The sequence below is a fragment of the Acinetobacter sp. CIP A162 genome, assembly GCF_000367905.1.
Taxonomy (GTDB): domain Bacteria; phylum Pseudomonadota; class Gammaproteobacteria; order Pseudomonadales; family Moraxellaceae; genus Acinetobacter; species Acinetobacter lwoffii.
In genome coordinates, this window is sequence record NZ_KB849159.1 from 266,493 (window position 1) to 281,853 (window position 15,361).

9 protein-coding genes are annotated in these 15,361 nt (G+C 42.7%); 4 read left to right on the forward strand and 5 right to left on the reverse strand.

Translation table 11 applies throughout. The features are described 5' to 3' along the window. The first annotated feature begins 167 nt into the window (after positions 1 to 167). Positions 168 to 1,316 carry a RelA/SpoT domain-containing protein gene (locus F995_RS07565; protein ID WP_004646255.1) on the forward strand — a complete coding sequence of 383 codons (1,149 nt, stop codon included), beginning with the start codon at positions 168 to 170 and terminating at the stop codon, positions 1,314 to 1,316. Positions 1,317 to 1,365: 49 nt separating this feature from the next. Here F995_RS07565 and metH read toward each other — a convergent pair whose 3' ends face one another. Beyond that, on the reverse strand, positions 1,366 to 5,052 hold the full coding sequence (gene metH, locus F995_RS07570; protein WP_004646256.1) for a methionine synthase: 3,687 nt from the start codon (positions 5,050 to 5,052) through the stop codon (positions 1,366 to 1,368). Between the two features lie 536 nt (positions 5,053 to 5,588). Between metH and F995_RS07575 the strand changes: the two genes are divergently transcribed. Then, complete coding sequence (locus tag F995_RS07575; protein WP_016806669.1) at positions 5,589 to 7,208, forward strand: inorganic phosphate transporter; 1,620 nt, start codon at positions 5,589 to 5,591, stop codon at positions 7,206 to 7,208. A 322-nt stretch (positions 7,209 to 7,530) separates the two neighbouring features. Here the strand turns inward: F995_RS07575 and F995_RS07580 are convergent, their stop codons facing one another. After that, the gene (locus F995_RS07580) at positions 7,531 to 9,072 is read right to left on the reverse strand and encodes a hypothetical protein (protein WP_004646258.1); all 1,542 of its coding nucleotides are present in this window, start codon (positions 9,070 to 9,072) and stop codon (positions 7,531 to 7,533) included. A 218-nt stretch (positions 9,073 to 9,290) separates the two neighbouring features. Next, positions 9,291 to 9,908: a rhomboid family intramembrane serine protease gene (locus tag F995_RS07585; protein ID WP_004646259.1), complete on the reverse strand. Its 618-nt coding sequence runs from the start codon at positions 9,906 to 9,908 to the stop codon at positions 9,291 to 9,293. A gap of 158 nt (positions 9,909 to 10,066) precedes the next feature. Here F995_RS07585 and nfuA point away from each other — a divergent pair, with 158 nt between their 5' ends. Continuing rightward, on the forward strand, positions 10,067 to 10,705 hold the full coding sequence (nfuA, locus tag F995_RS07590; RefSeq protein WP_004279400.1) for a Fe-S biogenesis protein NfuA: 639 nt from the start codon (positions 10,067 to 10,069) through the stop codon (positions 10,703 to 10,705). Between the two features lie 193 nt (positions 10,706 to 10,898). After that, entirely contained in the window at positions 10,899 to 12,980 is a 2,082-nt protein-coding gene (locus F995_RS07595) for a TonB-dependent receptor domain-containing protein (RefSeq protein ID WP_004646260.1), read from the forward strand. Between the two features lie 42 nt (positions 12,981 to 13,022). On the opposite strand, the gene F995_RS07600 is transcribed toward F995_RS07595, so the two are convergent. Together F995_RS07600 and F995_RS07605 are read right to left on the reverse strand one after the other, a co-directional pair. Then, positions 13,023 to 14,024, reverse strand: coding sequence for a hypothetical protein (locus tag F995_RS07600; protein WP_004646261.1), 1,002 nt, complete (start codon positions 14,022 to 14,024; stop codon positions 13,023 to 13,025). 14 nt (positions 14,025 to 14,038) lie between these two features. Next, complete coding sequence (locus F995_RS07605) at positions 14,039 to 15,076, reverse strand: alpha/beta fold hydrolase (RefSeq protein WP_004646263.1); 1,038 nt, start codon at positions 15,074 to 15,076, stop codon at positions 14,039 to 14,041. Between the last annotated feature and the right edge of the window lie 285 nt (positions 15,077 to 15,361).

Sequence of the window (15,361 nt, forward strand, 5' to 3'; positions counted from 1 at the left end):
GTGGAAACAGTGATTGAGTATGATTGTAGTCAATACTTCACTGATGATGGATTAGAAGCAGATCGAAACTGAGATGAAGCTTTGGCACAACTTAGGTTAGTTAATTAAATGAACTACATTTTTTCTGTAAACTATTATAAAATTTAAAAAATAAGAAAATTAGTGCTATGAAGTATTCGAAAAAACAAATCGAAAAAGCTGGATTTGACTTAATTGGTTCAGCTATTGAATTTGATAAAAAATTGTTGTCTGAAACGATGAGTGTTTTGACTGATTGGAGAGATAGTCATATTACTGCATTGGATACATGCGAAAATTTTCTAAAGAGTAAAGTCTATTCAACTGATAGCGCTGCTTTTATTGCTAAAAGAATAAAAAGAACTGAATCTATCGTAAAGAAATTAAAAAGATTTAATAAAATGAGCCTGAAAAATATGCAGGACATTGGAGGTATTAGAATTGTCTTGGCAAATAATAAAAAAGTAAAAAAATTATTTGATGAATTGTGTAAAGAACCAAATTTTATGAACGATGATGGCAATGTTAAATTCAAAGACTATATTCTAGAACCTAAAGCTGATGGATATAGAAGTATCCATATAATTGGAAAATTTTTAAATGATGATCAGGAACTCAAAAATATAGAAGTTCAATTAAGAACAGCATTACAACATTGTTGGGCTACTAGTTTAGAAATTATAGATTTATTTACGAATCAAAATTTGAAGTTGAATGAAGGCACAACAGAGTGGCGTCTATTCTTCAAGTATGTAAGTAATCAGTTCGAAATTATCGAAAGTTTAAAAGGATTTAAAAGAAATGATCAACGATCAATGGTTACAGAGTATATAGAGTTTATAAAAAAAGAAGAGAAATTAAATTCGATGAATGAAGCTGTATATATACATAACTTTGTGACGAAATTAATACCAGGTAGTAGTTATACTATTGAGTCCTTATTTCAAGAATATGCGAGATCATTGCATTCAATTGATGAGAAAATTCTTAAGGGGAAATCTAAGCAAGGCTATGTTTTACTAAGGTTAAATGTTTTTACAGGGCGGTTGGATACAGAATACTATGATAAATCTCAATATTCTGAAGCGTCTAAACGATACAGTTTTTATGAAACTACTCTAGCTGCTAATAAAAGTTGGGTTGTCGCATTAGTTTCATCGAATGCTGTTGGTGGGATTAAAGAAGCTTATCCAAATTATTTTGCTGATTCGAAGGTTTTTTGGAATTACATTGCGTTAATTAGACAAGCAGCGTTTATTGGATACTTTACTAATCAAGCAAGAAAAAAAGTAAGTTAAAAAAATCCCCTCACTCGAGGGGATTTTTATATCAAAGCTTGGTGATGTCTTAAGAAATCGAATCATCCAAATTCGGCGCTAACCAACGTTTCGCTTCATCTAACGTCCAACCTTTACGCTTCGCATAATCTTCCAACTGGTCGCCAGAGATTTTACCCACGTTAAAGTATTCAGTTTCAGGGTTTGCATAATAGAAACCGCTCACTGATGAAGGTGGCCACATCGCAAAGCTCGTCGTCAAGTACGTACCAATCTTGTCGGTTGTACCTAACCAATCAAAGAGTGGTGCTTTTTCAGAATGCTCAGGACAAGCAGGGTAGCCCGGTGCAGGACGAATACCGACATACTTCTCTTTGATCAATTCTTCATTTGAAAGCTGCTCATCTGCTTGGTAGCCCCAGAACTCTTTACGAACACGCTCATGTAAGTGCTCCGCAAATGCTTCTGCAAAACGGTCACCCAAGGCTTGAACCATAATTGCGTTATAGTCATCGCCTTTGGCTTTGTATTCTTGAGATAACTCTTCCGCACCGAAGATTGACACGGCAAAGCCACCCAAGTAATCCTGAGCTACATCTTTTGGCGCAATAAAGTCAGCCAGAGAGTAGTTTGCTTTGCCAGTGACTTTGTCAGACTGCTGACGTAAGTGTTCGAAGCTGTGCGTTATATTGCCTGATTCATCAGCAACCGCAACTGTATCTGCGGCTACACGGTTTGCAGGGTAAATGCTGAACGTTGCACGCGCATCAAAGCGTTTATTCTCGATGATGTCTTTCAGCATGGCTTGAGCTTGTTCATACAAGTCACGTGCAGCTTCACCCACCACTTCATCTTCAAGGATTTTCGGGAATTTACCCGCCAAGCTCCATGAAATAAAGAACGGCGTCCAGTCAAAATATTCCACCAAAGCTTCAAGCGGATAATTTGTGAAAGTTTCAGATCCAATGAAGTTTGGTTTAACCGGTGCATTCTTGTCGAAGTCGATCTTGAAGCCATTTTCAACAGATTCTTGATAAGACAATTTCGCCGCTTTCGGTTGCTTGTTGGCAAGACGGGTACGAATTTTTTCATAATCCGCTGCATAGTCAGCCAAAAGCTTAGGTTTCATCTCAGGAGAGAGCAACTGCGTGGCTACACCCACGGCACGTGAAGCATCCGCGGTATAAAGCACGCCATCATTATGATATTGCGGTGAGATTTTCACTGCGGTATGCGCTTTAGAAGTCGTCGCACCACCAATCATTAAGGGAATATTAAAGCCTTTGCGCTGCATTTCTTTGGCAACAAACACCATTTCATCCAATGACGGCGTGATTAGACCAGACAAACCGATGATATCGACTTTTTCATCAATCGCAGTTTGCAGAATCTTCTCGCATGGCACCATCACGCCCAGATCCACGATGTCATAACCATTACAGCCTAATACTACACCAACGATGTTCTTACCGATGTCGTGTACGTCACCTTTCACCGTAGCCAGCAGGATTTTACCTTTAGCTTCAGCTTGGGTTTTCTCGGCCTCAATGAACGGGTTCAACCACGCCACAGCCTGTTTCATCACACGTGCTGATTTTACTACTTGCGGCAAGAACATTTTACCGGCACCGAACAGGTCGCCGACCACATTCATACCTGCCATCAATGGGCCTTCGATCACATCGAGTGGGCGTGTAGAGTTTAAACGAGCTTCTTCAGTATCTTGGTCGATATAAGTCGTGATGCCTTTTACCAACGCATATTCAAGACGTTTTTCAACAGACTCATTACGCCACTCAAGATTTTCTTCGGCTTTTTGCGTACCACTTTGACCACGGTATTTTTCAGCAACCGCAAGTAGTTTTTCGGTTGCTTCCTGACCGCTTTCACCCTGGTTCTGGTTTAAAACAACATCTTCAACCGCTTCTTTCAATTCTTTATCGATGTCATCGTAAATCGCCATCTGACCGGCATTTACAATACCCATAGTCATGCCTTGCTGAATGGCATAGTACAGGAACACCGAGTGAATCGCTTCACGTACCGGTTCGTTACCACGGAACGAGAACGATACGTTCGACACACCACCAGAAATCATCGCATTTGGCAGGTTCTGTTTAATCCAGCCAGTCGCTTCAATAAAGTCCACACCATAGTTGTTGTGTTCTTCAATACCGGTTGCAATCGCAAAGACGTTCGGGTCAAAGATAATATCTTCGGACGGGAAGCCTATTTCATTCACCAGAACATCATATGAACGCTTACAGATTTCTTTTTTACGCGCAGCTGTATCGGCCTGACCATCTTCATCAAATGCCATCACGATGACCGCAGCACCATATTGACGGCAGAGGCGGGCACGTTCGACAAACTCGTCATGACCTTCTTTCAGGGAAATCGAGTTCACCACGGCTTTACCTTGCACACATTTCAGGCCCGCTTCGATAATCTCCCATTTAGAAGAATCCAGCATGATGGGTACGCGTGAAATATCTGGCTCAGAAGCAATCAGATTCAGGAAGTGCACCATCGCACCTTGCGAATCGAGCATGCCTTCATCCATGTTGATGTCGATGATCTGCGCACCGGCTTCAACCTGTTGACGGGCAACATCAAGTGCTTCGGCGAAGTTTTCTTCACGAATCAGACGCAGGAATTTTTTCGAACCGGTGACGTTGGTACGTTCACCGACGTTCACAAACAGTGAATCTTTGGTGATGTTAAATGGCTCTAAACCACTTAAACGACAAGCCGGTTCAATTTCAGGAATTTGGCGAGGGGTAATGCCTGCAACAGCATTTGCAATCGCGCGGATATGATCCGGCGTAGTGCCACAGCAACCACCGGTAATATTAATTAAGCCACTTTCAGCAAATTCTTTAATAAATGCTGCAGTTTCTTCCGGCGTTTCATCATATCCACCGAAGGCATTTGGCAAACCAGCGTTTGGATGCGCTGAAACAAAGGTATCGGCAACATCAGACACGGTTTTCACGTGTGGACGCATCGCATCTGCACCCAGCGCACAGTTAAAGCCGATAGAAAGTGGCTCTGCATGGCGCATCGAGTTCCAGAAGGCTTCAGCGGTTTGACCGGTTAAAGTACGACCTGATGCATCCGTGATCGTACCTGAAATCATGATTGGCAGTTCATAGCCCAATTCTTTAAAGACTTCTTTCACTGCAAAGATGGCAGCTTTGGCATTTAAAGTATCGAACACGGTTTCGATCAGGATGATGTCTGCACCACCTTCGATCAAAGCTTTGGTTGATTCAATATAATCAACTTTTAAAGCATCAAAGGTGATGTTACGGAACGCCGGGTCATTCACGTTTGGAGAAATAGAAGTGGTACGCGATGTCGGACCAATCACACCTGCCACAAAGCGTGGTTTTTCAGGCGTTGAATATTTGGCACAGGCTTCTTTGGCCAGACGCGCTGCTTCACGGTTAATTTCAGGAACCAGATCTTCCATGTGGTAATCCGACATTGAAACGCGGGTACCGTTAAAGGTGTTGGTTTCAATAATGTCGGCACCAGCTTCCAAGTAAGCTTCATGAATGCCTTGAATGATTTGTGGCTGAGTCAGTACCAGCAAATCATTATTACCTTTGAGATCATAGGCCCAGTCAGCAAAACGCTCACCACGATAATCGGCTTCTTCCAGTTTATGGCGCTGGATCATGGTACCCATCGCACCATCGATAATTAAAATTCTTTTGGCAAGAAGTTCTTTTAAAGTGGTAAGTGTAGACATTCAAACTTTCTCAGCAGAAATCAAAAAAAACGACGCTAATCTTAGCAGATTAGTTGGCTGATTTCTGCTGAGATTGCTCAGAATGATGGATAAGCATGATATGAAAATTTGATAAGTCATCTAGAAAAACAACAAGTTTTAACATCCGGATCAGAAAATATTGCAATCTCACATCTGATTCGATGCCTTTCAGGCAGTAAACAAAATCAAAAAATTAAGCTGATGCTTTCATTCATGAAATTGTCATATTGATGGCTTATGCTGTGCAAATGAAACTTTTGCTCAGCTTGATGACAGGCAGGGTTTGAATCGTTTTGGTAGCAAAATATGTGCGGTTGCTAAGCTTAAATAAGCTGGAATCTTATCTTAAGTAAATGATTTATAAAATCAAAATCTAGTGTTTTAGTCGGAATTAAACAGGACGAATAGCAGCAAGAAAATCCAAATAATTGCTTCATATGACAGCAGTTTGTCATATAATTGTCACAATTTAACTGAACAATATGGGGATTCTTGAATCCTCTATTCCTGCTTGCATGAATCCTAATCAAACTCCCGTAGATTCAGCACACGGGTCGGCTTTCCAAAAGTCGACCAATGTTCATGTGCCAACACCGAAATTCTTTATGCCGGTGTTCCTGACTCTTATTATCACTACGCTGATTTATATCGGCTTCCAGTTGTCTGCAGATTTAGCGCATGTACCGGCCTTGGGCTTGTATTCAGTTATTTTGTTAGCGACAGCACTTTTTATTGCGTTGAGCTTTGAGTTTGTCAATGGCTTCCACGATACCGCCAATGCAGTTGCCACGGTCATCTATACCAATGCACTTTCTGCTCCTGTCGCAGTGATGTGGGCCGGCTTCTGTAACTTCCTTGGGGTTATGGTGGCCAGTGGTGCGGTCGCTTACGGCATTATTGCGTTATTGCCGGTCGAGCTGATCATGAATGTCGGCTCCGGAGCAGGCTTTGCCATGGTCTTTGCCATGCTGATCGCGGCTATTCTCTGGAATCTGGGAACCTGGTTCCTCGGTATTCCAGCATCCAGTTCACATACCCTGATCGGTTCGATTCTGGGTGTGGGCATCATGAACTATATTCTGAATGCCGGTACTGGCGCTTCAGGTATAGACATGGAGCAGGTGATGAAAGTCGGTAAGGCGCTGTTATTCTCGCCTTTAATCGGTTTTGCATTTGCTGCGATTGTGTTCCTGCTGGTGAAAAAAATCTTCAAGCGTCAACTGGAACTGTTTCAGCCACCTGAAGGTAACAAGCCACCACCACCATTGATTCGTGCCATGCTGATCTTTACCTGTACTGGGGTGAGCTTTGCCCATGGTTCAAATGACGGTCAAAAAGGTATGGGTCTGATCATGTTAATCCTGATCGGCTGTGTGCCGTTGGCGTACTCGCTGAACAAAAATCTGGATGTACAACATATTCAGTCTTTTGGTCAGTTATCTGCACAAACAGCGGATGTGATCTATCCAAATCATCAGGATATTCCGGATGAACAAGCCCGTGATGTGATCACCAAGTACATTCAGACCAAGGAAATTACCCCTGAAGTCGTGCCTGCATTGGCAAGCTTGACGGATCATCTGGGTGAAAAAGTTGGTAGCTATACTAGCATTAAGGATGTTCCTGAAGCTCAAGTTTCTGAATTTCGCAACGACATGTACCTGAGCACCACAGCATTTAAACGTCTGGATAAAGCAGAAGCTTTACCAACAATGAGTGCTGCACAGGAAAAAACAGTAGATGAATACCGTGACAATCTGGATTCATTCCTGCAATACATCCCGACCTGGGTGAAAGTGGCGACAGCCTTGGCACTTGGTCTGGGTACGATGGTCGGCTGGAAGCGTATTGTCGTTACTGTCGGGGAGCGTATTGGTAAACAGCATATGACTTATGGTCAGGGTATGTCTGCCGAACTTGTTGCGATGTCAACCATTGCGGCAGCAGATGGCTTTGGTATGCCGGTATCCACTACCCATGTATTGAACTCTGCAGTAGCAGGTACCATGGTGGCGAACAAGTCAGGTCTGAACTTCCAGATGGTGAAAACCATTCTGTCTGCCTGGGTCTTTACCTTGCCAGCAACGATCTGTCTGTCAGGCGGTTTGTACTGGGTACTGTTAAAAGTGTTCTAAGAGATAGACAATAAAAAACGCTGCTTCGGCAGCGTTTTTTTTATAGGTGATTTTTACCTCTCTCTAACCCTCACTTGCGCTTCGATTTAAAAGCGGTGCTTTAAAACTTGCTCAGGAGAGGGAATTACATTATTTATTCAAATAAAGCGAGTTTAATTTGAATAGTATTCATTTTATTAAAAAACGTTTCTTTAGATGCTTAATACTCATTTGAATCCATTGGGGAAGCTCCCTCTCCCTTTGGGAGAGGGCTGGGGTGAGGGGATAAACATTAAATAAAAGTTTATCTAACGTAGAAGAAGTCTCGAAAGAAGGAACTAAATTACTTCTTCAACTTACTTAATAATCCTTTTGGCAACTTCTCCGTTGCAAAACCATACAGCGCAGCAAAAGGCAATGCAGTACGCGCCAGATAAGCAACCCGCCACAAACCACCATGATTCGCGCCATGCATCATCAATTCAAGCGGATGGTTGAGTTTTACTTCAGGATTGGCCACCGATTCCGGATTACGCAGATCATGAATCCATAGTGCCGCCATAATCGCATTGGTGGTTTCAGGCGCGAAAGCTTCAACATCAAACAGGCTGGCACCGTTAAATGCGGCTTTTAATAGCGGATTCTTGGTCACGGAATAGGTGGTCGTCGAAGGCGCAATATTGATACTGACCCGTTGGCCTTGAGCGCGAGCCAAGGTGGCACGCCATTGCTGGATACGTTTTGCCAGCGCATAGTTCGGGCCTTGTTCAACTACTAGACAGTCACAAATGCCATATGCCTGATCACCAGACTGAATCAGTTCATGCGCATTTTTCTGGAAAAAATGTTTGCGGCTTAAAGTGGAAACACCTTTGGAGATGATTGCCTGTGCCTTGGAGCGTTCAGTATATTTTACTTTTGACGCTTCAATCACTTCACTCGGCACCGCATACACATCGGTCGGCGTACACATGTACATCAGGCTGGTATTGGCTTTTTGCTGGCTGACATGCTGCATGATGGCATCCATCGCCATAGAGACGCGGACATGCTTTTCACCATCAAGATAAGCAATTGCAGCCAGATCCAGATCCTGCTTGAACTGTAATAACCATTTGGCAATTTCAGGAATCTGGGTTAGCAAATTCGCGCCCAGTTTTTCTTTTAAAATATCAAGTGAAGTATCAGCAGGCAGGTCTTCAGTACAAGGTGCATACAGCGTGGCATTGCCTTGGCTGATGGTATCAACAATCTTGCCCCATACCCTGGTATTCGGCAGATCAATCGCTACAATATTGGCTTTCCATTTCGCCAGCCAGGTCAAAGGGCCGGCTTCCGATGCGGCACCAAACAGCACCGTGGTCCGATCGGAAAGATCAAACCATTCAGGATGCACCACACATTCACGCAGGGCATTGGCATGACTGGTTTCCACGATGCCTTGGCTTTCCCAGTGCTCAATCTGCTCCAATAAGGCGTCACCTTGCAGCTTTTGACCGTGGTAAGGCACATACCATTCTGGTGCCGATTTGCTATTACCTGTCAGCTTGAAGGTATGCAACTGACCCGCGGGCAGAGTTAAAGCATCTTGTAATACATACTTTTGACCATCACGGTAAAATTCAAAAGTCTGATGTGCTTTTGCCAATCCATCTTCGGCAATTTTCAAGCTGGATTCAGGGGAACTTAATCCTTGCTCGACCAGCTGCTTAAAATGCACAGTATATTGTTTGCGCCAGTTTTTTTCTGATTGTGCCTGTTGAGAACTGCGTGAATCGACATTGGCTAGCGCTGCCGCGATGATTGCGCGCCCTGCTTTAGAGCTACTTGGTTTTTGTTGCTGAGACTGAAGAGGAAATTGAAGACCGTCTGGTGTAGTGGACATGCAAAATATCTCGAGAATGATAGTAATTAATATACAGATGTATATATTATCGCTGCAAAATTCAGTCCAAGATTGGCATTAAGTGACATCATCACTTTCTAATATATTACCAGATGTTTCAAACTAATAAGGGAGCAGCAGCTCTCTTATTCGTTTTCAGCAGAAATATGAGGCTTAACTCATATGTAGCTTTATTCCTTCAGTATTTAAAAAACTGATTAAAACGGAACCTGCATCAGTTTATTCAGGAAATGCGGAATCAGGCGTGGCTCCAGAATAATCGTCATGACTACCCCGTAAGCCGCTCCCCATAAATGCGCGCTGTGATTAATATTGCTATTGCCTTTTTTGCCTGACCAGATGCTATAGGCTACGTACAGCACAGCAAAAATAATGGCAGGAACCGGAATGAAGAACACAAAGATCAACTTCCAAGGTTCAAACAGAATATAGGCAAACAGCACAGCCGACACTGCACCGGAAGCACCTAAACTGGCCCAGCGCGCATCATTTTTATGCTTTAGGTAACTTGGCAGAATGGCTGCGATCAGACCACCAAGGTAAAACAGGATAAAACCCAGGTCATACAGATATTGACGATAAAAGCTTTCAATCACGCTGCCAAAAAAGAACAGGGTAATCATGTTGAACAACAGATGTGCACCATCCGCATGGATAAAGCCATGCGTAATAAAGCGGTCGTATTGTCCACGTTGCAGTGCCGGCGGCCAGAAAATCAGGCGATTCATCACCGTCTCTTTGGAGAAAGCAATAAATGACACAATACAGGTGATCAGAATAATGGTCACGGTATGATTAAAAGGTAAATCAAGCATATAAATGATTCTAATGGTGCCTATTTGCCAATTATCATGCCATTAAAATTGAGCTAAAGTTGTACTTTTATAATAAATCCGACAATTTTAGTTGATTTTTAAAAATTACCCCGCATCTTCAGTTAAAATGGCCGCTTGAGCTTGAGGAAATTATTGTTATGTCGACTGAGAACAGCAGCACTCCAGTTGTTGGTGAAATTCCCAACTTATTGATTACACCAACAGCACAAGAGTATTTAAAGGATCTACTGGATAAACAGAACACCCCGGGTATTGGTGTGCGTGTTTTTGTAGAGCATCCGGGTACTCCTCGCGCTGAATGTTGCATGGCCTATAGTGCACCTGATGAAGTTGTACCGACAGATTATAAGCAGGAATATCCTGATTTCCCTGCTTTTATCGACTCGCCATCTATTCCGTATTTACTCGATGCCGTGATTGACTACAACAAAGACCGTTTTGGTGGTCAGTTGACTTTCCGTGCGCCGAACTCTAAAGTGCCACGCGTAGGGCCAGATGCATCGGTAGAAGAGCGTATTACCTATGTATTGCAGTCTGAAATTAACCCGGGCCTAGCAGGCCATGGCGGTAACTGTGCACTGGTTGAAGTCAAAGAAGACCCTGAAAAAGGTTTAACCGCTGTACTTAAATTTGGTGGTGGTTGCCAGGGTTGTTCAGCGATTGATATCACCTTGAAACAAGGCGTAGAAACCACATTAAAACAGCATGTACCTGAATTAATGCATGTCGTTGATGAAACGGATCATAGTCAGTCTGAAGGTGCGTATATGAAATAAGCTGTTCCATATAACAGTTTATTTATCGCATTTTAAAAAACCTCGACAGTTCGAGGTTTTTTTATATCTGGCTTAAAATATATTGAATATTAATGATAATAATTATCAATAGCAATTGTATTTAAGTGGAAAGCTGTTACACTTCGCAACCGAATAAACATGATCTCTTCATAAATATTGGGGCGCACAAGGTATGAATAAGCCATTCTTAAAAACAACTTTAGCTTTTGCCGTATTCACAGCAATGACTGTTTCAGTACAAGCACAAGACCAAGTTACTGAAGAAAAAGAAGGCGTATTGCAGTCTGAGACGACCAAGTTACAAACGATTGTGGTGACTGCAACAGGTTATGAGCAAGATTTGGCTAAAGCACCTGCTTCCATTACTGTGATTGATCGTGGAGAATTGGATAAACGTGAATATAACGACATTACTGATGTGCTGCGTAATACGCCTGGGGTCGTGGTTTCGGGTTCGGGTTCTGCACAGACCATCAGTATTCGAGGCATGAGTTCAAACTACACCTTGTTTCTGGTCGATGGTAAGCGTCAATATGGCAAGGATGTGAACCCGAATGGGGATGATGGCGGTTTTGAGAAAAATATTCTGCCACCACTTGCCGCCATCGAACGTATTGAAATTATTCGTGGTCCAGCTTCTACACTGTATGGTACGGATGCTATGGGCGGGGTAGTCAATATCATTACCAAAAAAGTGTCTGATGAATGGTCTGGCAATGTTGAATTAGGAACCATCATTCAGGACAGTAGCCGTTCAGGTGATATCAAAAATGCTTCTGCATATCTTGCGGGTCCTTTGATTGCAGACAAGCTGGGCTTGCAGCTGGCAGTCAATAAGCAGGAACGTAATGAAGACCGTTATGTGGGCGGTTTTCGTGGCACAGAACGTGAAAGCTTAAATTCACGTCTGACCTATGCCATTAATGATGATCATGATGTACAAGTTGAAGCCAATTTCGTGCAGCAGGAATCAACTACGTCTGTAGGGGAAACGGTAGCACCTGCTCAAGGTGCTGCAGATTCATTCTCGCGTAATTATCGTAATGTTTATTCATTAACCCATAATGGCCGTTATAGCGATAACTTGGACAGTTCATCTTATATTCAATATGAAAATTCAAAAAATCCGGATCGTGGAAATACGGAACTCGGCACCAAAGGGATTACCCTGGATACTTGGACAGCCAATAGTCAATGGAACTTAGCCTTAGGTGATCATACGCTGTCATTCGGGGGATATCTTAAAGATGAAAAACTGGTCGATAAAGCGACTAACCGTAATCCTAATGCACCTGAATTTAGTGAATTAACACGTTGGTCTGCTGCCGCTTTCTTTGAAGACACCTGGAGTATTACGGATCGCTTCGATTTAACCGCCGGTCTACGTTATGACCATGATGAAAACTATAGCGGTCATTTATCGCCACGCCTCTATGGAGTCTATTCTATAAATGATAACTTTGTGGTAAAAGGCGGTGTGGCCACAGGGTATAAGCAGCCTGATATTCGTGCAGCAACAGATGGATTCTATAGTGTTACAGGTGGTGGTGGTGCACCCTTAGCAACAGGTCGTGGCATCATCCGTGCTAATCCAGATTTAGAACCTGAATCAAGTGTATCTACTGAATTGGGTTTCAACTGGAAAAATGATTATATCAATACATCGCTGACTGGCTTTATCACTAAATATGAAGATCGTATTACGGAAGTTCGTGCCTGTGAAACCGATACTGATGGCACCACAACAAACCGTAATAACTGGCAGAATTGGAAATGCTTCGAAGGAGATATTCCATTCTACTTTATTAGTGAACGGATCAACGTGGATGAAGCAGAAATTCGTGGTGTAGAAGCAACCGTAGAAGCCAGTCTGAATGACTACACAACATTGACGGCAAACTATACCTATACTGATTCAGAGTTTAAGTCAGGTGCTTTTAAAGGACAGCCACTGAACCAGATGCCAGAACACATGTTTAATATTGGCGTGAATTATGAGCTAAATGATGCATTAAACGTCTGGAGCCGCTTGCACCATCGTTCTGAAACCTCTGCATACCTGAGCCGTACTTCTATCGCTCAGCCAAATCCAGGTTACCAATTTGTAGATGTCGGCTTTAACTATAAATTCAGTCCGAATCTAACAGGTAAATTTGGTGTCTATAACCTACTGGATGAAAAAGCTGAAGATATTGATGGTGATCAATTGTTAGATGGCCGTCGTTACGGTATCAGCCTGAATGCAAAATTCTAAGCAAATGACAATATAAAAAAGCCGCTTTAAGCGGCTTTTTATTTAAATCTTAAGAATTTTTAAAGTATCTGCATGGTAATAAAATTGTTCCAGATATTTGCGTGCGCGTTCACGTAAATGGCCTTGAGAAACCATCTGCTGGATTACCGGGCTGAGCAGATGCTGCAATTCATTCTGAATTAAAGCTTCATCAATATTCAGATCACGTAATAACTGATCAAAAGTATGTTCCTGATTGCGGACATACCAGGTATGAATTCCGTCATGTAACTGCTGCCACAGATAGTCAGTCTGGCGTATGTGATCCCAGATGTCATGACCTAAGCCGACCGTCTGATTCAGATCCTGAAGTTCAATATAATTCTTTAAGACTGATACTGGCATATCTTTGATTTTATGCCAGAGATTGGCCTGAAAATGATAGAGTTTCTCGTCGTCAAAATGCTGGTTCAGCACATGCTCACTCATCTGGCTGAGCTTTAGAATGTTTTTTTGCAGATAACGTGCAATGGTGCTATCGAGGTTGGTATCGGTGACATTTTCCAGAACGGATTTGCCCATTTTCATAAAGCGGGAAACCCCGGGCACGCTTTTGGCAATCATGGAGTTATCCATATAATCCTGAATGGAATGCTGGATCAATTGGGTAATCATGGCTGAAAATGCCGGATTATTCACGACGGTTTTAATCAGACGCTGACGATGGCCACTTTTGCTGGCCACATACTGGGCGATTTTATCGACGGTCAGGACTGGAATCAGATCGGCAATCGTGGTGGTATCATTGGCCGGATGCACCAATGCAAAACGGATATGCTCGGCAATCTGTTCAATCAGAAAGCTGCTGGCTACAGTACCCAGAATCTGTTTTTGTAAAAGCTGATTGATCAGTTCACAGCTCCACAGCTCTTTTAGCGTCTGTTTACGCAGCCACAAATAAAATGCATGAAACTCGCTTTGAATCGTTTCAGATTGAGAAAATGCCTGATCGAGAAAATCAAGTTGAGCATCGATCAACTGCTCAATCATCGGGTGTTTCTGCATAGCATCTCTGAAACTTAATTTAAAGGAATGAGTTTATCAGCAAGCGGGTTTTTTAGGGTCTGCGTCTTGGCCAGAAAAGGCAAATAATGTTGTGCGACCTGTTTTTCTGCTTCCAGAATCGGCATATGCCCGACATTGTTTAAAATCACCGGTTTTTCGGCACGTTTCAGCAGGGCATGCAGTTCTTTAACTACTTCGACATTAATGATCCGATCCTGTCTGCCCCACAAAATCAAGGTCGGTGCTTCTACCGTGCGGGTCAGGCGAGCAAAGGTTTCCGGTGTATAAATCCGGTTTAGCATCACCACCTGATCAATCGATTTACTGGTTTGTTCAGCGCGTGAAATCAGCAGTTTTTCCTGTGCATGTCGTAACTGATAAGGAATCACCGGCGGGTTCTGCATCAGCTGTTTGGAAACATCTTGCAGATCACCGGGCTTGCTGACGATGAGATCTTTTAAGGCCTGTGGGTCTTTGGTATAGGACGTATTCCCCATTTTGTAGAGGCCAGCGCTATTGATTAAAAACAGGCTTTGCGTATCGAAAGGGTATTGAGAGGCATACACCGTAGCAATCGAGCCGCCCAAGGAATGTCCGGCAATATGTAAATTCTCATCCACATTTAAGGTTTCAATAAATAGACGCAGTTGCGAGGTCACATTGGGCACAGAAACATCAAAATTGTCCGGAACTTTGGTGTCGCCGTTGCTCGGCAGATCCGGAATAATGACATGATAATAGGGCGTCAGAAACTGGGCAACCCGGTTCCAGTTGTCGCGCGTGCCGGCCAGACCATGAATCAGTAGAATGGATGGTTTGTTCTTGGCGCCGCCTTCGCTATAGCTCCAGGTGACCTCGCCAATTTTGAGGGTCTTGGATTTGAGACCGGCAAGGCTGCGTTCCTGCAACAGATGCTGCTGCAAGACTTTGGCAGATGTTTCATTTTTCTGGCTAAACAGTATTTGAGCATGTGTCAGGCCCGGTAATGCCATGCTTAAGGCAACCACGGCTGAACAAATCATTTTCGAGCGCAATTTTATTATTTTCTTCATTGGCCATTCCCCAAAACAAACCCAGTGAGCAAATTGCTCAATTAAAATACTTCCATGTTATAAATTTGCAATTTTCATTCAAATAAAAACATTATTCTTCACCCTATTTTAAATCAATCCTTGCGCTTGTCACCCATTAGTTTTTTGCTAGATTGCATTAAATGACTGGAAAATGTGATGTATTGCGCATAAATTCCCTGCAGAAATGAAATTAGATAAATGCTAAAAATTTAATCAGCTAAGATTTTTTGCAAGTGACATTCAAAAAAACTGGCAGTAAGATAT